This window comes from Lysobacter enzymogenes, assembly GCF_017355525.1.
In the GTDB taxonomy this organism is placed as follows: Bacteria; Pseudomonadota; Gammaproteobacteria; order Xanthomonadales; family Xanthomonadaceae; genus Lysobacter; species Lysobacter enzymogenes_C.
Genome location: NZ_CP067395.1, coordinates 3,623,647 through 3,646,508, shown reverse-complemented (window position 1 = coordinate 3,646,508; position 22,862 = coordinate 3,623,647). Strand labels below are relative to the sequence as shown.

Sequence of the window (22,862 nt, the reverse complement as noted above, 5' to 3'; positions counted from 1 at the left end):
GCCGCCGTGATGGATTTCGCCGAACTCGACCGCACCCTGCGCGAAAGCGTGGCCGACCTGAACTTGGACGCGCAGGAGAAATTCGAACTGCGCGAACTCGGCGCGAAGCTGCCGGCCGACCGGGTGCGCTATCTGCGCAACCGCGCCTTCGACATGGCCCGCGAGCTGATGCTGGCGCAGCCGTCGCAAACGCCGCAGACCCTGGATTCGCTGCGCTGGCTGGAGCAGGTGGTCAAGACCCTGGACGCGGTCGCCGAGCCGCCGGCGCTGGTGTCGAGCGCGTTCTTCGCGCCCGGCGACGCCTGCCTGCGCAAGTTGCGCGAGCTGTGCCGGTCGGCCAAGCGTCGGGTCGAGGTCTGTGTCTACACGATCTCGGACGACCGGCTCAGCGAGGAGATTCTCGCTTGCCATAAGCGCGGGCTCGAGGTGCGGGTCATCAGCGACAACGACAAGCAATACGACGAAGGCAGCGACGTGGCGCGGCTGATCGAACTCGGCGTACCGCTGCGGATCGACGACAGTCCGTTCCACATGCACCACAAGTTCGCGCTGTTCGACGGGCGGGTGTTGGCGAACGGCAGCTTCAACTGGACGCGCAGCGCGACCACCAGCAACGAGGAGAATCTGGTGGTGACCGACGACGCCAATCTGGTGCGCAGCTTCTCGGGGCACTTCGAGATGCTGTGGGACAAGTTCGGGCGTTGAGGCGGACGTCGTAGGCGAAGTGGCGCGGTCGCGGCTTGCGCCGCTCCTACAGGGGCGCGATCCCGACTGTAGGAGCGGCGCGAGCCGCGACCGCGAAACTCCGACTACGCCGAAACCGGCCTCACCCGCGCTCGCGCACCGCCACCACGCCCGACTCGTCCAACTCGCGCGTCACCGCCTCGGTATCCTGCCCCAGCTCCGGCGCCGCGAACGGCGCCGGCCCCGGCGTGCGGCCGAACTTGATCGACTGCGCCACGCCACGGTAACGGCCGATGCCGGGATGCTCGATCGGCGCGACGATGCCTTCGGCGAGCACCTGCGGATGCTCGAACATGTCTTCGATCCGCCGCGCCGCCGCGCACGGCACCGCGTCGCCGAACAGCGCTTCCCATTCCAGCGCGGTGTGCTGCGCGAGCGCCGCGTGCAGTTGCGGGACGATCTGCGCCGCGGCGTCGGCGCGCTTGCGCACGCTGTCGTAGCGCGGGTCGGCGACCAACGCGTCCAGCCCGGTCTTCTCGCACAGGGCCTGCCAGAACCGCGGCGTGTTGGCCGAGATGTAGATATGCCCGTCGCGGGTCGGGTGGATGCCGGTGACCCCGCCCGAGCGCATGTCGCGGCCGATGTCGAGGCCTTCGCCTTCGGCCCAGATCAGCCGTGCCGATTGCATGGTCAGCGCGCTGCGCAGCAGCGACACGCCGACGAACTGGCCCAGGCCGCTGCGCTCGCGCTCGTACAGCGCCGAGGCCACGCCGCCGGCGAGCAGCGCGGCGGCGTAATAGTCCACCACCGAGCCGTAGATGATTTCCGGCGGCCCGCCGCGCTTGCCTTGCAGCGCGCACATGCCGGTCATGGTCTGCAAGACCTGGTCGTAGCCGGCCTTGTCCTTCATCGGCCCGTCTTCGCCGTAGCCGCTGACCGCGCAATAGATCAGGCGCGGGTTGATCAGTTGCAGGCGTTCGAAATCGATGCCGAGCCGCGCCGGAACGCTGGGGCGGAAGTTGTGTACCAGCACGTCGGCCTCGCGCACCAGGCGCAGCAGCGCGGCGTGGTCGTGCGCGCGCTTGAGGTCGAGGACGATGCCGCGCTTGCTGCGGTTGACGCCGAGGAAGGCGCGGCTTTCGCTGACCAAGGTCGAAGGATATTGCCGCAGGTTGTCGCCGTCCGGCGGCTCGATCTTGATGACGTCGGCGCCCTGATCGGCGAGCAGGGCGCAGCCGTAAGGGCCGGCGATGTACGCGCTGAGATCGAGCACGCGCACGCCGGCCAGCGGGCCGGCGCCGGTGCGGTTGCGATCGGGCGGAAGCGGAGTGCGGTAATCCATGCGTGCGGTGGCGGAGCCTGGGCGGTTCGACGGTGCGGGCGGTTCAACTGTGCGCCTGCCCGCGCCGCGCGAACAGGCAGGCGGCATATGTTCTGGCGTTACGAATTCTTGCTTGGGCCGTGTGCATCGTGCGCGAAGCCGCAAACCGCATCGGCCTCGGGCGGCGCCAGCGACAGCCAGGTCAGGCGCCAGGCGCCGTCGACGCGGCCGCCGGCGCGGTAATACGGTTCGAAGCTCAGCGGCGCGCGATAGCCCAGACGTAGCTCCAGCCGCGGCGGCGCGCCGGCGGCGGGCGCGGACCAATGCAGCCACTCGGACTCCGGCGCGTCGGGCAGGCGCACGGTTTCCTCGCTCTTGAAGCCGTCGATCAGGCCGGTGGCGTAGACCAGCGGGCCGCAGGTGAAGCCGAGGTAGGCGTGACGCAACACCTCCTGCGCGACCGCGCTGCCGTCGGGCGCGCGCGATTCCTGCACGTTGCGGTTCAGCGCGAGGTGCGCGACCGGCCGCATCGGCAGACGCAACAGCACCTCGTCGCCTTCGCGCCATTCGCGTTCGACGGCGAAGTAGTCGCCTGCGGCGGGCTTGCCGTCGACGGCCGCGCCGTTGACCTCGACATGCGCGCCTTGCGCCCACGAAGGGATGCGCAGGCGCAGCGCGAAACGCGCCGGATTTTTCGGCTCGACCCGGATGCGGATCGACCCGTCGAACGGATACGCCGTGTCCTGAGTCAGACGAAGTCCGCCCGCGACCGGATGGGCGACGCGCGCCGAGCCGGCACCATACAGATTGACCGCGACCGCGTCAGCGTCGTCGAGCGAGTAAGCCACGCCCGGCAGTTCCTCCACCGCCATCGCACCGCTGGACTTGCAGCAGCGCCAGTACGTGGTATGCACGCGCCGCCCGTTCGGGAACACGTAATAGCACCAGTCCTCGCCGTCCGGCGCCTGCGCGGCGAGCAGGTCGTTGTAGGCCGAACGCTCGATTTCCTCGGCGTAACGCGCCTCGCCGGTGATCGTCAGCAATTCGCGATTGAGCTGGATCCAGGCCAGGGTCGAACAGGTTTCGACATAGCCGTGCGGGTCGAACGCGCCGGGCGCGTTGAACACCTCGCGCGAGCGGTGCGCGACGCCGCCCCAGGGGCCGCCGCCGAGGGTCAGATGGCGCTCGCGGATGCTGCGCCACAGCGACTCGACCGCGCCCAGGTAGTCGGCATGGCCGCTGGCGCGGTGCAGCTTGGCCAGCCCGACCAGGTTCCAGGCCAGTTGGTAGGCCTTGCCGGTGGCGATCTCGGCCGCGTCCGCGCCGGCGAGAGCGCGCGTGAGCAGGGCCAGCGGCGGATGCGCGTCGGCCTGGCCGAGCACGATCAGGGCCAGGTCGAGGAAATCCTGCTCGCCGGTGGCGAAATACAGTTCGACCGCGGGATCGAGCAGCACCGTCGCCGACATGCCGAAATGATTGCCGAGCTCGGTGATGTCGATGCCGCGGTCGTTGAGCGTGCGCAGGCACAGCGCGCCGATGCGGCGCGCGGCGTCGAGGTAGCGCGGTTCGGGGAAGTGCTTGTGCACTTCCAGCAGGCCGAGGATCAGATACGCGTGGGTCCAGATGTCCCAGGTGCGCACGCTCGGCGCGCCGTCCCAGCTGACCGGCTTCGGCGGCTGCTTGCGCATGAAGCGGCGCTCCGGCGCGTAGGTGCCGAGGTAACCGTCGGCTTCCTGCACCGAGACCAGGAAGTCGGCGACGCGGCGGACGTTGCCGAGCAGACGCGCATCGCCGCTGCGCGCGGCGGCCTTGGCCGCAGCGCTGAGCCACTTGCCGGCGTGTTCGCCGTACCAATCGCCCTCGGTGTTGTGGCGGCGGCGCTCGGGCGCGAACAGCGCGATCGCCGGGCTGGTTTCGTCGACGATGAAATGCGACAGGCGGCCGCGCAGGTTGGCCGCGAGCGCTTCGCCGAGCGGCCCTTGCAGGTCGATGCCGGCCGGATCCAGCGCGGGAGCGTAGTCGCGCATGCGCTTACTCCGCGTCCATCGCGCAGCGGAAGCCGATGCAGGCCGAGCGGTCTTTGCTCGGCGCCATCAGCAGCAGCTTGCCGTGCTGGTCGAGTCGGTAGGCCTGCGGGAAATACCAATGCGAGGTCTGCGGCTGGTACGAACTGCCGCCGCGCAGGATCGCCGCGCGGGTGTGATCGTCGACGTATTCGTCGGTCCATTGCCAGACGTTGCCGACCAGATCGAGCACGCCGAACGGGCTGGCACCGGCCGGATGCGCATCGACCGGATCCGGCGCGCGCACGCGGCGGCCGCGGTTCGGCGCCGGCACCGCGTCTTCGCGCCAATCGTCGCCCCAGGGATAGCGGCGGCCGTCGCCGCCCTGCGCGGCGTACTGCCACTCCCACTCGCGCGGCAGGCGCTTGCCGGCCCAGTGCGCATAGGCGCGCGCGTCTTCGAGCGCGACCCAAGTGACGGGACGGTCTTCCCAACCCGCCCGTGGCGCACCGTCGACCCAGTCGCGCAGGTAGTTGTGCGCGTCGCGCGGAACGTAGCCGCTGGCGCGCACGAACTCGAGGTACTGCGCGTTGGTGACCGGAGTGCGGTCGATGAAGAAGCGCGGCAGGCGCAGGCGCCTGCGATGGTTGCGGCGCGCGCTGTTCTCCCACGGGTACTGCACGTCCACGCCTTCCCAGGTCTGGCCTTCGATCTCGACGCCGCCGACGACGAAGTCGAAGTCGGCGGCAGGGATCTCGACCATGCCTTGCGGCGCGGCCGGTGCCGGCGCGGTCGGCGCGATCTCCACCAGGGTCTGCTTCAGCGAAGTCCACTGCGCGCTGTACTCGCGCAGCGGTCGGGCCGACAGCGTGCGCATCTTGGCCAGGAACGCGTCGAGCCCGTCGTCGTCGGCGGCTGCGGCCGGCCGCGCCAGCAGCGCGCCGAAGCCGCGGCCTTCCAGCGCGAATTCGAGCGTCGCGCGTCCGCCGTCGACGCGCGGCGTCAGCTCGGCGCCGTTCCACAGGTCGTAGTACCGCTGGCCGTCCGCATGCGCGACTGCGATCAATTCCCCGTCGACGTCGAATTCGTTGCGGTTGACCACGGTCCAGACCGTCGAGCCCCCGTGCGGGAAACGGCTGGCGAATACACCGTGTTGCAAGGTGCGCGCGTACGGCCGCCAATCGGCGGCGACGAAATGCGGCGCGAACGCGCGCTCGACCGTGGCGATGCGGCGCAGGCCTTCGGCGTCGCGGTCGCTCAACTGGTTCCAAACGCCCCACACGTTCTCCCAGGCGTTGTAGCCGACGCCGTTGAAGAAGATGTATTGCAGGTCGTGGTTGCGGTCGCGGCCCCAGCGGTTTTCGTAGTTGATCATGTGCCGCGGTTCCAGCCACTTGAACTTGGCCACCGGCGGTACCGCTTCGTTCGGCGCCTTCTTGCCCCAGCTCTGCACGTTCCAGATCAGCGCTTCCTCGGCGCTGATGGTCGATTCGGGTTGCAGCACCACCGGATGGCCGGCGGCGTCGCAGGCGTCGAAGAACGCGCGCGGCACGCCGTTGTAGGTGTCGCCGTTGACGCCGTCGGCGCCGATCGCTGCGACCAGTTCGGCGACGCTGTCCCAATCGCGGCGGCCGGCGTCGCGGGTGCCGTGGTCCCACGGCATGGTCGGAAGGAACACGCGCACGCCGCGGCGGTGGAAATCGGCGACCGCGCCGCGCAGCCCGTCGAGGCCGCCGGGCAGATCGCGGGCGAGGTCGAACTGGTTGCGGTCGTCGACGCCGATGTTCGGATACACCGGCCAGATCAGCACGCTGTCGATGCCGCCGTAGCGACGCTCAAGGTCGTCGAGATAACGATCGACGGTATAGCGGCCTGCGACCGGATCGTAGAAATACCGGTCCTCGACCATCATCTGCGCGTGGACGAAGTTGCGCTGCGCCCATTGCAGTTCCGGCCGGCGGTAATGCGCGTCGTCGTAGCCGATGCGGACCAGATGCTCGCGCCGCCAGTCCTTGAGTTCCTCGATCCAGTCGTCGAGCGCGCCGTCCACGTCGGTCTTCCAGTGGCCGATCTCGGCGAACGGCCAGCCCGGCGCCTTGCCCGGCAGCGGCAGGTAGCGCTGGGTGGTGACGTGGGAGAACTTGTACTCGCTGCGCACGCGCGGGCGCTCGGCTTCGGGAGCGGCGTCGGCGGCGGAATCGTAGTCGGACATGGCGGGGGATTCGTGAGTCTGATTGCGGGATTGGAGTTCGGTGTCGATGCGTCGCGCTGGTACGGCGGCTGTGGGAGGGACTTCGGTCCCGATGCTCTGCCTCAAGTCGCGGCAACCGGATCGGAAAGCGCCGCCGCCTCGGCAGTTTGCAGCAGCCGCTCGACTTCGACATGACTCGGCACGCTGGTCTGCGCACCCGGTCGCGTGCACGCCAGCGCCGAGGCCGCGCAGGCGCGCCGCAACGCGGTGTCGAAGCCGTCGCCTTGCGCCAGCGCGGCGACCAGGACGCCGCAGAACGTATCGCCGGCCGCGGTGGTGTCGACCGCGTCGACCGCGAACGCGCGCTGGCGCAGGGCGCGTCCGTCGGCGCGCGCGAGGCAGCCGCGCGCGCCCAGGGTCACCACCACGTTCGGCACGCGCACCGCGGCGAGCGCGGCCTCAGGATCGCTCTGGCCGGTCAGCGCGGCCAGCTCGCCTTCGTTGACGATCAGCAGGTCGACCGCGTCGAGCAACGCCGCCGGCAAGGCCTGCGCGGGCGCCGCGTTGAGCGCCACGGTCACGCCTGCCGCGCGTGCGCGCCGCGCCCACGCGGCGACCGCGTCCAACGGCGTTTCCAGTTGCAGCAACAGCCAGCCGACGCCGTCGAGCGCGGGCAGGTCGTCGCCGCGCAGCGCGGCGTTGGCGCCGGGCGCGACGACGATCGAGTTCTCGCCGTCGTCGGCCACGCAGACGAAGGCGGTGCCGGTCGCGCGGTCGCCGATGCGGCGCACCCGCAGTTCGACGCCGCCTTCGCGCAACGAGCGTTCGATCGGTTCGGCGTGCGCGTCGGCGCCGAGCGCCAGCAGCATGCGCGTCGGCGCGGCGCCGGCGCGCGCGCAGGCGAGGGCCTGGTTGGCGCCCTTGCCGCCGGGATAGGTCGCCAGTTCGCGGCCGAGCACGGTTTCGCCGGGCGCGGGCGCGTGCGCGGCGCGGACGACGAAGTCGAGATTGGCCGAGCCGGCGACGAGGACGGCGAGGCGTTCGGGCTGGGTCACCGGGCACTCCCGCTGGCGGCCGATGCCGCGGCCGCGGCGTCGACGGCGGCGTAGGCGAGACGATAGAAATCCGCGCTCAGGCGCGGCGGGTCGTCGGCGATTTCGCGGCGTGGTAGATGCTGCAACAGCGCGATCGCCACGGTCTTGCGCAGCGGATCGATGGCGTAGGTGGTCGACGCCGCGCCGGGCCAGCCGAACTGTCCCGGCGACGCCGGCGTCGCGCGCTTGGCCGGATCGATCACCACCGCACCGCCGAAACCGAAGCCTTCGCCGCGGTCGAACTGGTGCACCGGCGGATCGAGCATGCTCAGCTGGTTGCGCAGCATCGCCGCGACCGTGTCGGCGCGCAGCACGCGCGGGCCGGGGCCGGCGCGGCGTTCGCCGCAGTCGGCGAAGCCGGAGCGGTCGGCGATGCGGCCGCCGTCGAGCAGCATCTGGGCGAAGCGCGCGTAATCGCAGGCGGTGGAATACAAGCCGCCGGCGCCGCTGGAATAGGCGTTGAGCGGCGCGCCGGGAACGCGTTGCGAGGGGCTGTCGTCCAGGCGCAGGCGGCCGTCGTCGGCGGTGGTGGTCAAGTCGGCGATGCGGCTGCGCGCATCGGCGGGCACCGCGAAACCGGTGTCGCGCATGCGCAGCGGAACGAACAGATGCTCGCGCAAGTAAGCATCGAAGGCTTGCCCGGACACGACTTCGACCAGCCGCGCCAGCACCTCGGTGGCTGCGCCGTCGTAACCGAAACGGGTGCCGGGATCGGCGGCCAGCGGCGCGCGCGCGAGGCGGGCGACGAAACCGGCGAGGTCGCCGGCGGCGTGCGGATCGTCGCGACGGGTCAGCGCAGCGGCGAGGTCGTCGCCGGGCAGGCCGGCGGCGAAACCGGCGGTGTGGGTCAGCAGATGTCGCACGGTGATCGCGCGCCGCGCCGGGTGCAGCCGCGGCGCATCGGCGCTGCCGCCGGCGGCGACCTGGCGGTCGGCGAGTTCGGGCAGGTAGCGTTCGACCGGCGCTTCGATGTCGATCAGGCCGCGCTCGGCCAGTTGCATCACCGCGGCCGAAGTCACCGTCTTGCTCATCGAATAGATGCGGAAGATCGCGTCGCGGCGCATCGCTTCGCGGCGGGCCAAATCGCGCTGGCCGTAGGCGTGGAAGTCGACGATGCGGCCGTCGCGCAGGATCAGCACGACCGCGCCGAGGTAGCCGCCGGGGCGGGTCGCGTCGCGCATGTACGCGTGCAACGGTTCGAATGGCGAGGTGGGTGCTGAAGCCTGAGCGGAAAGCGTCGGGACTGAAGTCCCTCCCACAGACTCCGCCGATGTCTGCATTGCCACGACCGTCGCGGGAGGGCCTTCGGGCCCGAGGCTGTTGTGCCCGGTTTCGGCGCAAGCCGCACCTGTCGCCATCGCTCCCACGATCAGCAGCGGCACGCGGCAACGGCGGAAGGCGCGAGTGGGCAAGTCGATTCCTGTTGCGAAGAAAAAGCCGCCGCGGCTGTCCATGCCGCGGCGGACGAGGGCGATCCGAACCGGCGTCCGCCGCGGAACTCAGAACTTGAAGGTGTGGGTCAGCGAGACGGTGCGCCCGCGTCCGGCCCAATAGTTCTGGAACCCGCCCGGCGGCTGCGACCAGCTCAGGATGTATTGCTTGTCGAGCAGGTTCTCGATGCCGAGCGAAAACTTGCCGTAGCGCTGGGTCTCGTAATTGAAGCCCAGGTCGAACAAGGTGTAGCCCTTGGTGCTTTCGGTGAAGGCGAACGCGCGGTTGTCGAATGCGCGCACGTCGCTGCCGGACAGGTCGCGCGAGAACAATGTGGTCGCGCCCAGGCTCACATCGGCGTTGGGGCGGAAGTTCCAGGTCAGGGTCCAGGCCAGCTTGTCGGGGTTGATGTCGAGCACGCCCATCGGCTTGTTCAAGCCGCCGGCGCCGAAGCGGCCGGCCGCGTCGGCCGACCAGAACGAGGTCTTGCCGCGGGTGCGCGAATACACTGCGCTGATCCGCCAGGCGTCGTTGAAGCGCCAGTCGGCCGAGACTTCGACGCCCTTGATCCGCACCGGCGCGCGCAGCAGCACCAGGTCGTTGGTGACCGGGTCGATCGCCAGCGACTGGCCGTAGTCGGACTTGGAGTCGTAATGCGAGGCGCTGACCGAGGCGCGCTCGCCGCGCCAGTTGAAGCCGAACTCGGTGTTCTCGACCACGATGGCGTTGAGGTCGAGCAGGTCGCCGACGTTGATCGGCGGGTCGTTCGGGCAGCCGTTGGTCTGCACGCTGCCGGCGTCGCCGGAGCACTGCACGTTGCGCAGCGGAATGCCGACGTTGGCCAGGGTGAAGCCTTCGCCGTAGGAGCCGAACACCGACCATTGCTCGTTGACGCGCCACACGGCGCCGAAGTTGGTCAGGTTCTCCTGATAGTCCAAAGTGCCGCCGCCGACGTTGCGGCGGTCGCGGTACCAAGTGGTGGTGTAGCTGTCGACGTGCAGCTCGCCGTCCTCGCGGCGGATGCCGCCGGACAGAGTCACCGGGCCGATGTCCCACGACAGCTGCATCCACGGCGCACGGCTCTTGTAGTCCATCGGCGGCACCCACAGCCGGTCGGTCAGCGCCAGGCGCTGCTGCGCGGTGTCTTCGACCAGGTCCACGCCGATGCGCAGCTCCAGGCCTTCGACCGAGAACAGCGACGGCCGCGCCCACGAGGTGCGCAGGCCTTTCTTGTTGGTGACGATTTCCGACTGGTCCCAGACCGAACCGATCGGCCCGAGCAGCGGATCCTGGCGGTCGATGGTGTTCTCCGGCAGGTAGCGCATTTCCTGATCGGCCTTGTAGCCGTTCACGGTCAGCGTGCCGCCGAAGAAATCGCTGTTCGTGTAGGTCAGCTGGTATTGCTTGAAATCGTTGATCGCGGCCTTGGAGCCGAAGATGCTGCCGCGCTCGGAGGTGTTGGTGCGGGTCTCGCCGCACAGCGCGCGCTCGTCGGGGCGGCAGCCCAGCACCTGGATGTAGTTGGCCTTGCCCTCGATGTTGAAGTGGCTGACCGAGCCTTCGATGCGCTGGGTGCCGTCCTCGCCGAAGTCGTAGCCGGCTTTGAGGAACAGGTTGCGCGATTCGGTGTCGGCCAGCGAGCCGCTGGTGTTCATGCCGATGCGGCGGCCTTGGCCGTCGTAGGTGATGCCGCGGTCCAGGAACGAGACGCTGGCGAGCATGTCGAAGTTTCCGGCCTTGCGGGCGAAGTTGAAGCCGAGCTTCCAGCCGTCGCTGTCGTCCTCGAACTGGGTGGTGTAGCGGGTGATCAGGGTGAACTCGTTGCCTTCCTTGGTCGGCGCGGCGGACAGATAGTTGATGATGCCGCCGGCCGCGCCGATGCCTTCCGACGCGGACGGGCCGTTGATGACTTCGATCCGGCCGACGATGCCCATGTCGGTGAAGGTGCCGTTGCGGGTGCCTTCGCGCAGCGGCGAGCCCTGCGGCACGCCGTCGAACAAACGCAGGGCGACGCGGCCGCGCAGGTTCTCGCCGGTGTTGCTCATCGCCTGCGAGGATTCGGCATAGCCGGGCACGGTGCGCGCGAGCACCGCGGTCGCGTCTTCGGTCAGCACTAGGCTGCGCGCGAGTTCGGCTTTCGACACCAGGGTGATCGCGCCGGGAATCTTGTCGACCGCCTTGGGGCTGCGGGTGCCGGTGACCACGACGTTGTCGAGGTCGACCGCGGCGCGCGCGGCTGCGCTGGCTTCGGGCGCGGCCGGCGCCGGGTCCTGGGCGGCGGCGCCGCCGGCGACGAAGGACAGCAGCAGGGCGCTGCCGATCGCGGCGGAAAGAGGCTTGAGCATGTTCGGTTCCGTCGTGGTGATGCGAAGGCCGGCGCGCGCCGCGAGCGGCGTCGCGCATCGTTCCGGCGTTGGCCCGACGGCAGCGTGGCCGCGTCCTTGTGGCGACGTCCCCGACATCGCGCGATCCCCGGATGCTGGCGAGACTATGCGTTCGCTCGGTGGCTTAGAACCGTTGCGCGCTATGTTCAGAGGCTAGGTTTTGTTGGGTGAGGCGTTAGCAATTCTTGTTGCGCTGCGGCAAAAACGATGTTGTTTCGTTTCAAGCTGCAGGAGTTGCGCAAGCTGCGACCGCGGGCTTGCACGGTTGCGTCGTAAGCGAGGCTTCGCGGTCGCGACTCGCGTCGCTCCTACAGGGGCTTCGGGCCGTTGCGCTGCTGCATGGCTTTGCGGCTTTCCTGCAAAAGCACGGTGACGAGCCGCACGCGCACGCTCGAACGCGACCAGACGATGCCGATGCAGCGCTTGGCCGAGGCGTCGGGCAGCGGGATGCGCGCGAGCTTGAGGCCTTCGGGCCAGGGCTGCGCCCAGTCGGGCACCAGCGATACGCCGAGGCCGCGGTCGACCATCACCGCGATGGCGTTGAGCGCGTTCAATTCGAAGCGTTCGCGCGGGACGATGCGCTGCGCGCGCAGATATTCGTCGGCCTGGCGGCCGCCCCATTGGTGGCGGTCGTAGCGGATCAGCGGCTGGGTCGCGAGCAGTTCGTGCGGGTCGCGGTCGGCCAGGTGCGCCGGCGCCAGCACGATCAGCGGTTCCTCGCGCAACAGCTGCCATTCGCAGGTCTTGGGCAGCGGATACGGCGCCTGCAGCACGATCGCCGCGTCCAGGTCGCCCTGTTCGACGGCGTGGTAGAGATCGGCCGAGAAGCCGGGCTTGATGAAGACGTTGATCTGCGGAAACGTCTCGACCATGCGCGCGAGCACGTCGGGCAGGATCCCGGCCAGCGCGGTCGGGCACGCGCCCAGGCGCAGCTCGCCGGCGACTTCGCTTTCGGCGGCGACGCTGCGCAGGTCGGCGACGTTGCGCAGCAGTTCGCGCGTGCGCGGCAGGATCCGCGCGCCTTCCTCGGTGACGCTGACGGTGCGGCCGACGCGCGCGATCAGCGGCGCGCCGATCTCGCGTTCCAGGGTGCGGATCTGCTGCGCGACCGCGGCCGGGGTGATGCCGAGCACGCGCGCGGCGGCGGCCATCGAGCCTTGGTCGACGATGGTGACGAAGGTGTTGAGGAACTGGGTTTCCACGGCGGCTCGCGGTTGTTGTGGGGCAACGCTACCTCAGGCGGGTGGGGTGGGCTACTTCCATTGGTCACCTTTTCAGCGGGTGCGGTTGCCCTCACCCCAACCCCTCTCCCGCAAGCGGGAGAGGGGCTCAAAGCTGATCGCCGCTGGCTGTCCCTTCTCCCGCTTGCGGGAGAAGGTGCCCCGCAGGGGCGGATGAGGCCCCTCGCCGCCGATAAATCGTCAACCCCTCCAACGACTGCGTCGGCGCCGGGAAAAACAGACTCGCCACATACCCGATCGCGATGCACAGCGCGATCGAGATCGCCAGGTAGTAATACGGATGCACCGCGCGCAAGGTCCAGATGCCCAAGGTCAGCACGATGCTCGCGCCGATCCCGATCGCCACGCCCTGCCAGTTGGCGCGGCGGGTGAACATGCCCAGCGTATAAGCGCCGGCGAAGCCGCCGCCTAGCAAACCGGCCAGCTCGATCGACACGTCGAACAGCGAATGGATGTCGAACTTCGACAGCAGCAACGCTGCGCCGATGCCGATCAGCCCAACGACCACGGTCATGAGCTCGGCGAAGCGCACGCTCTGCTGCGGCGTATGGCCCTTGTGCAGCTTCTCGTAGAAGTCCACCGAGATCAGCGTCGCCACCGAGTTCATGATCCCCGACAGCGTCGCCATCGCCGCGGCGAAGATGCCGGCGATGATGAGCCCGGTCACGCCGACCGGCAGCTCGGCGGCGATGAACATCGGAAACGTCGCGTCGATCGGCAGCAGCGGGTTCATGCGCTCGGGGTGCTCGCGGTAGTACACGAACATCGCCGTGCCGATGGTGTAGAAGACGATGCCGCCGGGAATCATGATCGCCGCGAACGCCCAGATCGAGCGCCCGGCTTCCTTGTCGGACTTGGTCGACAAGGTGCGCTGCATCAGCACCTGGTCCTTGGGGAAGGTCAGCACCACTTCGAACAGGACCAGGAACACGAAGCCCCACACGGTCGCTTTGGTCAAATCGAAGCTGAAGTCGAAGGTGTGCATCTTGCCTTCGGCCATCGCAGTGGACCAGAACTGGCCGAAGCCGCCGCGCAGGCCCCAGATCATGAAGCCGATGGCGAAGATCGCGCCGCCCATCTTGACGATGACCTGGACGAAGTCGGTCCAGATCACCGCCTTCATCCCGCCCATCGCGGTGTAGACGATGGTGAAGCCGCCCATCAGCAGCACGCTCCAGAACACGCTGATGCCGGTGATGGTGGCGATGGCCAGCGCCGGCAGGAACAGGATCACGCTCATGCGGCTGCCGATCTGCACGAACACGCACAAGGCGCTGGCGAGCATGCGGATGGCCGGGTGGAAGCGGGTTTCCAGGTACGAGAACACCGACATCAGGTCGAGCCGGCGCAGCAAAGGCACGACCCAGATCGCCACGAACACCAGCCCGAACACGGCGATGACGTTGTTGGCCATGTACTGCCAGTTGGTCTCGAACGCCTTGGCCGGAATGGCGATGAAGCTGATCGAGCTGGTGTTGGCCGCGTACAGGCTGATGCCGGCGGCCCAGAACGGAATGCTGCGGCCGCCGACGAAGAAGCTGTCGGTGTTGCCGCGTTTCTCGCGCAGGTAGAAGTACAGGCCGATGCCGATCATGCCGGCGAGGTAGACCACGATCACCACCCAGTCGAGCCAGTGCAGGCGCAGCTTGTTCGACTGGATCTGCGCGGTCGCGAACTGGGTGCGGGCGCCGTCGGCGCGCGCCCACATCAGCCCGTCGGGCCAGGCCGCGCTGGCGAGCGCGTCGGCCGGCAGTTGCGCGCCGGGCAGTTCGGCCCAGGCGCCGGTGATGGTCTGGTAGGTCTGCAGCCGCGCCGGCGCGTGCGCGCTGGCCTGCACCGGGATCAGCAGATGGGCCTGGCCGGTGGCGCGGCCGGCGCCGGCGGGCACGTAACCGGGCACGCGGCCCACATCGCGCCAAGCCGCTTCGCCGGGCGTCCAGCGCAGCAGCGCGTCGGCATCGCCGGCGGGATCGGCGAGCACGAGGAACAGCGATCTGGTCTGCAACAGCAGGGTGCGCGGCGTGCCGGGTACGGTCCACGCGGGCGCGGCGGTCCAGGCGGCGCGTTCGTCGCCGAGCGGGCGCTGGTAGACGCGCGGCGCGCCGTCGGCGCCGAGGCCGGCGAGGTAGAGCGTGTCGGCCGACCACGCCGCCGCCGCGTCGCGCAACGGCTCCGGCGGATTCGGCAACGCCTGCGCCTGCAAGCGCGTGGCGTCGGCTTGCAGCCGCGCCAGCGAACCGTCGGCCGACAGCGCGAACGCGCGCGCGCCGTCGCCGACGACCGCGCGGGTGCGCGGCGGCGGGCCGCCCTGCAGCGCGCGCCACTGCGCCGCGCCTGGGTCCAGGCGCCAGGCGCCGTCGGCGCCGATCGCGATCGTGGCGCCGTCGAGCTGCGCCAGCCCGAGCGGCGGCGATGCGGCTTCGAGCGCCGGCAACGCGCCGGCCCGCAACGGCGTCAGCGGTTCGGCGCGCAGCGGCGCGGCCAGCATCGGCAGCAACAGCAAGGCAGCGAAGGCGATCGACGCGCGCCGCAGCGCGGGCCACACGCTGGCGAAGCCGCGATGCGCCGTTGGCGCGCGAAGACCGAACCCTACCGACTGCGACTGCTGCGACATCCGCCAACGTCCCCTCGAACTTGCGCGGCGCCGCGGGCGCGGCGCCCTGATGCCGCGGCGCGCCGGCCGCGGCCGAATACGGCTGGTTACGACCGTTCCGCGGTCGCGAGCAGGGCCTGCGCGCGCTTGAGGAACGGCCGGTCGATCATGCGCCCGTCGACCACGAACACGCCGCGGCCGCCGTCGGCGGCCTCGCGCGCCGCGGCGACGATGCGCCGCGCGCGGTCGAGCTCGTCGCCGCTGGCGGCGAAGGCGCGGTTGGCCAGCCCGACCTGGCGCGGGTGCAGGCAACTCTTGCCGAGGAAGCCCAGGCGCTTGGCGGTCAGCGCTTCCTCGAAATAACCGGCCTCGTCGTGCAGGTTGGCGTAGGCGCCGTCGAGCGCGAACACCCCGGCCGCGGCCGCGGCCATGCGCACGGCGAACAGCGCGGCGTGCAGGTTGGCGCGGTCGTCGCGGGCGATGCCCTGCGCTTCGAACAGATCGGCCAAGCCCAGTTGCAGCCCCGCCACGCGCGGATGCGCCGCGGCGATGGCGGCGGCGGCGAGCAGCGCGCGCGGGGTTTCGATGTTGACCAGCAGGCCGATCGGCCGGGCCACGCCGTTGCGCGCCTCGGCCCGTTCCAGCGCCGCCGCCGCTTCGTGCAGGGCCGCGGCCGATTCGATCTTGGGCAGGTTGATGAGGTCGGTGCCCTCGCGCGCCACCGCGGCCAGATCGGCGACGAAGTGCTCGCTGCCGGGGGCGTTGACCCGCACGATCATCAGCTTCGACGAGGCCGCCGCGGCGCCGGACGCCAGGAACGCGGCCACCGCGACCCGCGCTGCGGCCTTGCGCTCGGGCGCGACCGCGTCCTCCAGATCGAACGACAGCGCGTCGGCGGCGCCGGCCAGGGCCTTGTCGAACAGCTCCGGCCGCGCCCCGGGGACGAACAGCTTGCTACGCATGGCGGGGCGGGGCGGCGGCATTCATGGTCCGGCGAGTGTGCGGCAAGCGTTCGCGGGCATCGGCACAGGGGCGGCATGTTCAAACGATAGGTTTTGTTGCGATCGCCGGGGGATTCGCGTGGGTTGTCGTTGGGGGCGGCGCGAGGCCGAGGCCCCGCGGTCGCGGCTCGCGCCGCTCCTACAGGGAGCCCAGCCCCCCGACACCGCAAAAATTCCCCATCCGGCCCCGGCACCCGATAATGGCCGCCTGTCCGCCAGGCCCGCCCGCGAGGCGCGCCGCCACCGAGTCCCCGATGACGTCCAGCCTCAACTTCCCCGACTACCCGTTCCAGCCGCAACGTTTCGAGGTCCGCCCGGGCATCCGGATGAGCTATCTCGACCAGGGCCCGCGCGACGGCGAGGTGGTGGTGATGCTGCACGGCAACCCCTCGTGGAGCTATTACTGGCGCAAGCTGGTGCTGGGCCTGCACGACCGCTACCGCTGCATCGTCCCCGACCACGTCGGCATGGGCCTGTCCGACAAGCCCGACGACGCCGGCTACGACTACACCCTGCAATCGCGCGTCGACGACGTCGAGACGCTGCTCGAGCACCTCGGCATCGCCGGCCCGATGACCCTGGCCGTGCACGACTGGGGCGGCGGCATCGGCTTCGGCTGGGGCCTGAAGCATTCCGACCAGATCAAGCGCCTGGTCGTCACCAACACCGGCGCGTTCCCGCTGCCGGCGGCCAAGCCGCTGCCCAAGCGCCTGCGCCTGGGCCGCGATTCCGCGCTCGGCACCGGCCTGATCCGCGGTTTCAACGCCTTCGCCGGCGGCGCCGCGCGCCTGGGCGTGGCCAAGCCGATGCCGGCCGAGGTGCGCCGCGCCTATCTCGCGCCGTACGACTCGTGGGCCAATCGCATCGCCACCTCGCGCTTCGTCCAGGACATCCCGCTCGGCGAAGGCGACAAGGCCTGGCCGCTGGTGCAGGCGATGGGCCGCAAGCTGCCCGAATACGCCGACCGCCCGGCCTTCCTCGGCTGGGGCCTGCGCGATTTCGTGTTCGACCACCACTTCCTCAAGGGCTTCACCGACGCCTTGCCGCAGGCCGAAGTGCACGCGTTCAAGGACGCCGGCCATTACGTGCTGGAAGACAAGGCCGCCGAGCTGGTGCCGGCGATCCGCGCCTTCCTCGACCGCCACCCGCTGGCCTGAGGCGCGCGCATGGACGCTACCGGTGCGATCTGCAACATCGCCGCCTCGCTGCCGCGGCTGGCCGCGCAGTCGCCGCAGCGCGTGGCCATGCGCTGCCCCGGCACGCGCGGGCCGGACGGCCTGGCGCGCTACGACGTCGAGCTGACCTACGCCGAACTCGACCGCCGCAGCGACGCGATCGCCGCCGGGCTGGCGAAACGCGGCATCGTCCGCGGCACCCGCACCGCGGTGATGGTGCGGCCGTCGCCGGAGTTCTTCCTGCTGATGTTCGCCTTGTTCAAGGCCGGCGCGGTGCCGGTGCTGATCGATCCGGGCATCGACAAGCGCGCGCTGCGCCAATGCCTCGACGAAGCCGCGCCGGAGGCGTTCATCGGCATTCCGCTGGCGCACATCGCCCGCGTCGTGCTGGGCTGGGCGAAGTCGGCGCGCATCCGCATCACCACCGGTCAACGCGCGTTCCTCGCCGACGACACGCTCGCGCGCGTCGAGCGCGCCGGCGAAGGCGCCGGTTCGCAGCTGGCCGACACCCGCGCCGACGAAGTCGCCGCGATCGTGTTCACCAGCGGTTCGACCGGCGTGCCCAAGGGCGTCGTGTTCCGCCATCGCCATTTCGTCGCCCAGATCGAAATGATGGGCGAGGCCTTCGGCATCGCGCCCGGCGGCGTCGATCTGCCGACGTTCCCGCCGTTCGCGCTGTTCGACCCGGCGCTGGGCCTGACCTCGGTGATTCCGGACATGGACCCGACCCGGCCGGCGCAGGCCGACCCGGCCAAGCTGCACGATGCGCTGCGCCGCTTCGATTGCGACCAACTGTTCGGCTCGCCCGCGCTGATGGCGGTGCTGGCGAACTACGGCCGGCCGCTGCCGACGCTGCGGCGGGTGACCTCGGCCGGCGCGCCGGTGCCGCCGGACACGGTCGCCAAGCTGCGCGGGCTGATGCACGAGGACGCCCAGTTCTGGACGCCGTACGGCGCCACCGAATGCCTGCCGGTGGCGGTCATCGAAGGCCGCGAACTGCAATCCACGCGCGCGGCGACCGAAGCCGGCGCCGGCACCTGCGTCGGCCGCGCGGTCGCGCGCAACGACGTGCGCATCATCCGCGTCAGCGACGAAGCCATCGAGCAGTGGTCGGACGAGCTGCTGGTTGCCGTCGGCACCGTCGGCGAAATCACCGTGGCCGGGCCGACCGCGACCGATTCGTACTTCAACCGCGAGCGCATGACCCAGCTCGCCAAGATCCGCGAAACGACGGGCGCGGGCGAGCGCATCGTCCACCGCATGGGCGACGTCGGCTACCTCGACGAACACGGCCGGCTGTGGTTCTGCGGGCGCAAGGGCCATCGCGTCGAAACCGCGAACGGGCCGTTGTACACCGAGCAGGTCGAACCGGTGTTCAACACCCATCCCAAGGTGCGCCGCACCGCGCTGGTCGGCACCGGCGAAGCGGGCCGGCAGCGGCCGCTGCTGTGGGTCGAATTGCATAAGCCGCGCATCGGCAACCGCGAGCGCGAGCGCATCGTCGAGGAGCTGCGCGAAATCGGCGCCAAGCATGCGCATACCGCCGCGATCGAACGCTTCCGCTTCCATCCGGGCTTTCCGGTCGACATCCGCCACAACGCCAAGATCGGGCGCGAGAAGCTGGCGCTGCAGGCGCGCGCGATCGGCGACTGAAGGCGGTCGTTGGGTGTTGCGGTACCGCCTCCAGCGCCGAAGGTCCGCTTCAGCGCTGGTGAGACAGCCTTCAGGCCCTCCCGCCAACGCCGGCCTGTCGCCTGGCCGACATTCCGCTGCGGCCGCAAGCCCTATCATTCGATTCCCCACTCATGGACCCCAGCGCGATGAAGATCCTCGTTACCGGCGGCGGCGGCTTCCTCGGCCAGGCGCTGTGCCGCGGCCTCACCGCGCGCGGCCATGAAGTGCTCAGCTTCAACCGCGGCCACTACCCGGCGCTGGAACCGCTCGGCGTGACCCAGATCCAGGGCGATCTTGCCGACCGCAACGCCGTGGTCGCCGCGGCGCAAGGGTGCGACGCGATCTTCCACAACGCCGCCAAGGCCGGCGCCTGGGGCAGCTACGACAGCTATCACCAGGCCAACGTGGTCGGCACCGAGAATGTTCTGGCCGCCTGCCGCGCCCACGGCATCGGCAAGCTGGTCTACACCTCCACGCCGAGCGTCACCCACCGCGCGACCCATCCGGTCGAAGGCGGCAGCGCCGAGACCGTGCCCTACGGCGACGGCTTCAAGGCCCACTACGCCACCACCAAGACCATCGCCGAAAAAGCCGTGCTCGCGGCCAATTCGCCGCAGCTGGCGACCGTGGCGCTGCGCCCGCGGCTGATCTGGGGCGTCGGCGACAATCAGCTGCTGCCGCGCCTGGTCCAGCGCGCCAACAGCGGCCGCCTGCGCTTCGTCGGCACCGGCGACAACCTGATCGACACCACCTACATCGACAACGCCGCCCAGGCCCACTTCGACGCCTTCGAGCATCTGGCCCCGGGTTCGGCCTGCGCCGGCAAGGCCTACTTCATCAGCAACGGCGACCCGCGCAGCGCGCGCGAGACCCTCAACGGCCTGCTCGCCGCGGTCGGCGCGCCGACCGTCGACAAGACCCTGCCGTTCCGCGCCGCCTACGTCGTCGGCGCGATCTGCGAAGGGCTGTGGACGCTGCTGCCGCTCAAGAGCGAACCGCCGATGACCCGGTTCCTGGCCGAACAGCTGTCGACCACCCACTGGTACGACATGGGCCCGGCCCGGCGCGATTTCGGCTACGTGCCGCAGGTGGGGTTCGACGAAGGGCTGGCGCGGGTCAAGGCGGCGCAGGGCTGACCGAAGCCTCCTGTAGGAGCGGCGCGAGCCGCGACCGCGGGGTTTCATGTTCGCGCCGGACGCCGCAATTCGCGGTCGCGGCTCGCGCCGCTCCTACAGGGAGCCCGGCCAGGATGCGCGGCGGCCCAGGACCTGCGGCCAAACCGCGTCCCTAAACCGCACCGCGCTTGCACAAAGCGCTAACAGCCGCGCCGGCGGCCGCGGATAGAATGGGCGCATGAACGATTCCGCCTCGCCCCTGGATGCGCTCAAGCCGCTCGCCGGCCGCGCCCTGGAAGCCGCGCTCAACCGCGCGCTCGCGCTCGATCCCGACACCCGCGCCGGCCTGTCCGCGCTCGACGGCCGCAGCATCGCCCTGCACCTGGCCGAGCCGCCGCTGGCCGCGCGCATCCTGGTCGCCGGCGAACGCCTGGAAGTCGGCCCGGTGCGCAGCAGCGACGAGCCGGACCTGTCGGTGCGCAGCACCCTCGGCGCGATCTTCGCCCAGCTGCCGAACCTGCTCGGCGCGGCGCGCAACGAACAGGCCGCGCCGGTCGGCAAGCTGCGCATCGAAGGCGACGCCGATCTGGCCCGGCGCCTGCAACGGTTGGCCGAGCGCTTCGATCCGGACTGGCAGCAGCCGTTCACCGCGGTGTTCGGCGACATCGTCGGCGTGCAGATCGCCAACGCGGTCGCCGGCGCATTGCGCCACGCCCGCGACGCCGCCGGCGCGTTCGCCAGCAACGCCGCCGAATACCTCACCGAGGAAAGCCGCGACCTGGTGCCGCGCGCCGAACTCGACGCCTTCCACGACGACGTCGACGCCTTGCGCGACGACGTCGAGCGCGCGGCCGCGCGGGTGGCGCGCCTGCGCGCGCGCGCGGGCGGCCGCGCATGAGGTCTGCCGCCCGCGCCTGGCGCATCGGCCGCGTGCTGCTGCGCTATCGCCTCGACGCGCTGCTCGACGACACCCCGGCCGAACGCTGGCTCAAGCTCGCGCGCCCATTCGTGCCGCGCGCCTCGGCCGAAGTCGCGGCGATGTCGCGCGGCGCGCGGCTGCGCCTGGCCCTGCAGGAACTCGGCCCGATCTTCGTCAAGTTCGGCCAGATCCTCTCGACCCGCCGCGATCTGGTCCCGCCGGACATCGCCGCGGAACTGACCTTGCTGCAGGACCGGGTCAAGCCGTTCGACGGCGAGACCGCGCGCGGCATCGTCGAGCGCGCGCTGGAGCGCAGCATCGAGGACGCGTTCGAACGCTTCGACATCGAGCCGCTGGCGTCGGCCTCGATCGCCCAGGTCCACGCCGCGCGCCTGCCCGCGCAGGGCGAACGGCCCGCGCGCGAGGTCGTGGTCAAGGTGCTGCGCCCCGACATCGAGGGCAAGATCGCCGGCGACATCGCCCTGCTCAAGGCGCTGGCCGCGCTGGTCGACCGCGCCCATCCGAACGCCGACAAGATCCGTCCGCGCGCGATCGTCGCCGAGATCGAAAGCACGCTCGCCGCCGAGCTCGACCTGCAGCGCGAGGGCGCCAACGCCAGCGTGCTGCGCCGGTTCTGGGCCGACAGCGACGACATGTACGTGCCCGAGGTGATCTGGTCGCACACCTCCGAACGCGCGCTGACGCTGGAACGCGTCTACGGCATTCCGTCGGACGACATCGCCGCGCTCGACGCCGCCGGCATCGACCGCCGCGCGCTCGCCGCCAAGGGCGTGCGGGTGTTCTACACCCAGGTGTTCCGCGACAACTTCTTCCACGCCGACGCCCACGCCGGCAACATCTGGGTCGACAGCGATCCGGCGCGGCGCCACAACCCGCGCTTCATCGCCCTGGATTTCGGGATCATGGGCCAGTTGTCGGACGAGGATCAGTACTACCTCGCCGAGAACTTCATGGCGATCTTCAACCGCGACTACCGCCGCATCGCCGAACTGCACGTGCAGGCCGGCTGGATGCCGGCGCACATCCGCATCGACGAGCTCGAAGCGGCCACGCGCGCGGTGTGCGAGCCGTACTTCACCCGCCCGCTGAGCGAGATTTCATTGGCCGAGGTGCTGGTCAAGCTGTTCCGCACCGCGCAGCGCTACGAGCTGACTTTGCAGCCGCAGCTGATCCTGTTGCAGAAGACCCTGCTGAACATCGAAGGCGTCGGCCGACTGCTCGATCCCAAGCTCGACATCTGGGCGGTGGCGCGGCCGGTGTTGCAGCGCATCCTGCTCGACCGCTACAGCCCGCAGCGGCTGGCCGGCGAGTTCCGCAAGCGCCTGCCGGAGCTGGTGACGCGCGCGCCGGAAATGCCGCGGCTGCTGCATTCCTGGCTGAGCCAGCAGGTGGCTGGGCAGCACGAGCTGAAGATGCGGTCGGGGGATATCGTCGAGCTCAACCGCACGATCAAGGATGCGGTGCGGCGGACGGTGTCGGCGATTTTGGGGACCGGGTTGTTGATCGTTTCGGCGGTGTTGTACGGGTTGGAGTCGGGCGGGCCGCGGTTTTGGTCGATTCCGGCTTCGTCGTGGATTGCGGGGTTGGGGGGGGTGTGGGCGTTGTTGGCGGCTTGGCCGCGGCGGCGGCGTAAGCGGTGGTTCAAGTAACGGCGGCTGGGTTGAGGTTGGTGTTTGAAGTTTTGCCGTGGCTGGGGTTTCGCGGTCGCAGCTCGCGCAGCTCCTACAGTCGGATACGGAACTGGCTGGAGCCCCTGTAGGAGCTGCGCGAGCTGCGACTGCGACAACTGAACTGCCGCGCTCCTGTCTTTCCGTGTTGATTTCGCCGTTGGCGGTATGTCGTGTGACGACCAGCCGCAATCAACAGCTTCCGTCCGCAAGCGGCCGGGTCACTTTCTTTGTCTTGCCAAAGAAAGTAACCAAAGAAAGGCGCTTTCCTTGTTCTCGAATCAAGAGCCACTAGGGTTCGGTGCTTGCGCAGGGATGCGGGACAAGGGCCATCCTGGCCCGGTCCCG

General features: G+C 70.1%; 15 protein-coding genes. 6 read left to right on the top strand and 9 right to left on the bottom strand.

Going from position 1 to position 22,862, the window contains the following annotated elements:
* The first annotated feature begins 9 nt into the window (after positions 1-9).
* The gene (locus JHW38_RS15310; protein WP_207522201.1) at positions 10-705 is read left to right on the top strand and encodes a phospholipase D-like domain-containing protein; all 696 of its coding nucleotides are present in this window, start codon (positions 10-12) and stop codon (positions 703-705) included.
* A 121-nt stretch (positions 706-826) separates the two neighbouring features.
* Here JHW38_RS15310 and JHW38_RS15305 read toward each other — a convergent pair whose 3' ends face one another.
* The 9 genes from JHW38_RS15305 to JHW38_RS15265 all read right to left on the bottom strand — a co-directional run bounded on the left by JHW38_RS15305 (position 827) and on the right by JHW38_RS15265 (position 15,904).
* A complete protein-coding gene (locus tag JHW38_RS15305; protein ID WP_207522200.1) occupies positions 827-2,026 on the bottom strand; it encodes a CaiB/BaiF CoA transferase family protein in 1,200 nt (399 codons plus the stop codon).
* Positions 2,027-2,124: 98 nt separating this feature from the next.
* Complete coding sequence (locus JHW38_RS15300; RefSeq protein WP_242690955.1) at positions 2,125-4,032, bottom strand: glycoside hydrolase family 127 protein; 1,908 nt, start codon at positions 4,030-4,032, stop codon at positions 2,125-2,127.
* A 4-nt stretch (positions 4,033-4,036) separates the two neighbouring features.
* Positions 4,037-6,220: an SUMF1/EgtB/PvdO family nonheme iron enzyme gene (locus tag JHW38_RS15295; RefSeq protein WP_207522199.1), complete on the bottom strand. Its 2,184-nt coding sequence runs from the start codon at positions 6,218-6,220 to the stop codon at positions 4,037-4,039.
* Positions 6,221-6,321: 101 nt separating this feature from the next.
* A complete protein-coding gene (locus JHW38_RS15290) occupies positions 6,322-7,254 on the bottom strand; it encodes a ribokinase (protein ID WP_207522198.1) in 933 nt (310 codons plus the stop codon).
* Complete coding sequence (locus JHW38_RS15285) at positions 7,251-8,474, bottom strand: serine hydrolase domain-containing protein (RefSeq protein ID WP_207522197.1); 1,224 nt, start codon at positions 8,472-8,474, stop codon at positions 7,251-7,253. Before JHW38_RS15285 ends, JHW38_RS15290 begins: the two co-directional genes overlap by 4 nt.
* Positions 8,475-8,792: 318 nt before the next feature.
* The gene (locus JHW38_RS15280) at positions 8,793-11,069 is read right to left on the bottom strand and encodes a TonB-dependent receptor (RefSeq protein WP_207522196.1); all 2,277 of its coding nucleotides are present in this window, start codon (positions 11,067-11,069) and stop codon (positions 8,793-8,795) included.
* A gap of 347 nt (positions 11,070-11,416) precedes the next feature.
* The gene (locus tag JHW38_RS15275) at positions 11,417-12,310 is read right to left on the bottom strand and encodes a LysR substrate-binding domain-containing protein (RefSeq protein ID WP_207522195.1); all 894 of its coding nucleotides are present in this window, start codon (positions 12,308-12,310) and stop codon (positions 11,417-11,419) included.
* A gap of 127 nt (positions 12,311-12,437) precedes the next feature.
* Positions 12,438-14,894: a sodium:solute symporter gene (locus tag JHW38_RS15270; RefSeq protein WP_242690954.1), complete on the bottom strand. Its 2,457-nt coding sequence runs from the start codon at positions 14,892-14,894 to the stop codon at positions 12,438-12,440.
* Between the two features lie 155 nt (positions 14,895-15,049).
* Entirely contained in the window at positions 15,050-15,904 is an 855-nt protein-coding gene (locus tag JHW38_RS15265; RefSeq protein ID WP_207522194.1) for an HpcH/HpaI aldolase/citrate lyase family protein, read from the bottom strand.
* Between the two features lie 293 nt (positions 15,905-16,197).
* On the opposite strand from JHW38_RS15265, the gene JHW38_RS15260 reads away from it, so the two are divergent.
* The 5 genes from JHW38_RS15260 to ubiB all read left to right on the top strand — a co-directional run bounded on the left by JHW38_RS15260 (position 16,198) and on the right by ubiB (position 22,496).
* Positions 16,198-17,100: an alpha/beta fold hydrolase gene (locus JHW38_RS15260; RefSeq protein WP_207522193.1), complete on the top strand. Its 903-nt coding sequence runs from the start codon at positions 16,198-16,200 to the stop codon at positions 17,098-17,100.
* 9 nt (positions 17,101-17,109) lie between these two features.
* On the top strand, positions 17,110-18,771 hold the full coding sequence (gene oleC, locus JHW38_RS15255) for an olefin beta-lactone synthetase (RefSeq protein WP_207522192.1): 1,662 nt from the start codon (positions 17,110-17,112) through the stop codon (positions 18,769-18,771).
* A gap of 167 nt (positions 18,772-18,938) precedes the next feature.
* Positions 18,939-19,928: a 2-alkyl-3-oxoalkanoate reductase gene (oleD, locus tag JHW38_RS15250; RefSeq protein WP_207522191.1), complete on the top strand. Its 990-nt coding sequence runs from the start codon at positions 18,939-18,941 to the stop codon at positions 19,926-19,928.
* A 217-nt stretch (positions 19,929-20,145) separates the two neighbouring features.
* Positions 20,146-20,805, top strand: coding sequence for a ubiquinone biosynthesis accessory factor UbiJ (locus JHW38_RS15245; RefSeq protein WP_207522190.1), 660 nt, complete (start codon positions 20,146-20,148; stop codon positions 20,803-20,805).
* A complete protein-coding gene (gene ubiB / locus JHW38_RS15240; RefSeq protein ID WP_207522189.1) occupies positions 20,802-22,496 on the top strand; it encodes a ubiquinone biosynthesis regulatory protein kinase UbiB in 1,695 nt (564 codons plus the stop codon). The genes JHW38_RS15245 and ubiB overlap by 4 nt, the downstream gene beginning before the upstream one ends.
* The last annotated feature ends 366 nt before the right edge of the window (positions 22,497-22,862 follow it).

Bases quoted from the DNA above. Each gene is read 5' to 3' on its own strand.
- oleC (WP_207522192.1), top strand. From the start codon at position 17,110: ATGGACGCTACCGGTGCGATCTGCAACATCGCCGCCTCGCTGCCGCGG.
- JHW38_RS15265 (WP_207522194.1), bottom strand. From the start codon at position 15,904: ATGCGTAGCAAGCTGTTCGTCCCCGGGGCGCGGCCGGAGCTGTTCGAC.
- JHW38_RS15280 (WP_207522196.1), bottom strand. From the start codon at position 11,069: ATGCTCAAGCCTCTTTCCGCCGCGATCGGCAGCGCCCTGCTGCTGTCC.
- JHW38_RS15260 (WP_207522193.1), top strand. From the start codon at position 16,198: ATGACGTCCAGCCTCAACTTCCCCGACTACCCGTTCCAGCCGCAACGT.
- JHW38_RS15285 (WP_207522197.1), bottom strand. From the start codon at position 8,474: ATGCGCGACGCGACCCGCCCCGGCGGCTACCTCGGCGCGGTCGTGCTG.
- JHW38_RS15305 (WP_207522200.1), bottom strand. From the start codon at position 2,026: ATGGATTACCGCACTCCGCTTCCGCCCGATCGCAACCGCACCGGCGCC.
- JHW38_RS15245 (WP_207522190.1), top strand. From the start codon at position 20,146: ATGAACGATTCCGCCTCGCCCCTGGATGCGCTCAAGCCGCTCGCCGGC.
- JHW38_RS15295 (WP_207522199.1), bottom strand. From the start codon at position 6,220: ATGTCCGACTACGATTCCGCCGCCGACGCCGCTCCCGAAGCCGAGCGC.
- JHW38_RS15310 (WP_207522201.1), top strand. From the start codon at position 10: ATGGATTTCGCCGAACTCGACCGCACCCTGCGCGAAAGCGTGGCCGAC.
- JHW38_RS15300 (WP_242690955.1), bottom strand. From the start codon at position 4,032: ATGCGCGACTACGCTCCCGCGCTGGATCCGGCCGGCATCGACCTGCAA.
- ubiB (WP_207522189.1), top strand. From the start codon at position 20,802: ATGAGGTCTGCCGCCCGCGCCTGGCGCATCGGCCGCGTGCTGCTGCGC.
- oleD (WP_207522191.1), top strand. From the start codon at position 18,939: ATGAAGATCCTCGTTACCGGCGGCGGCGGCTTCCTCGGCCAGGCGCTG.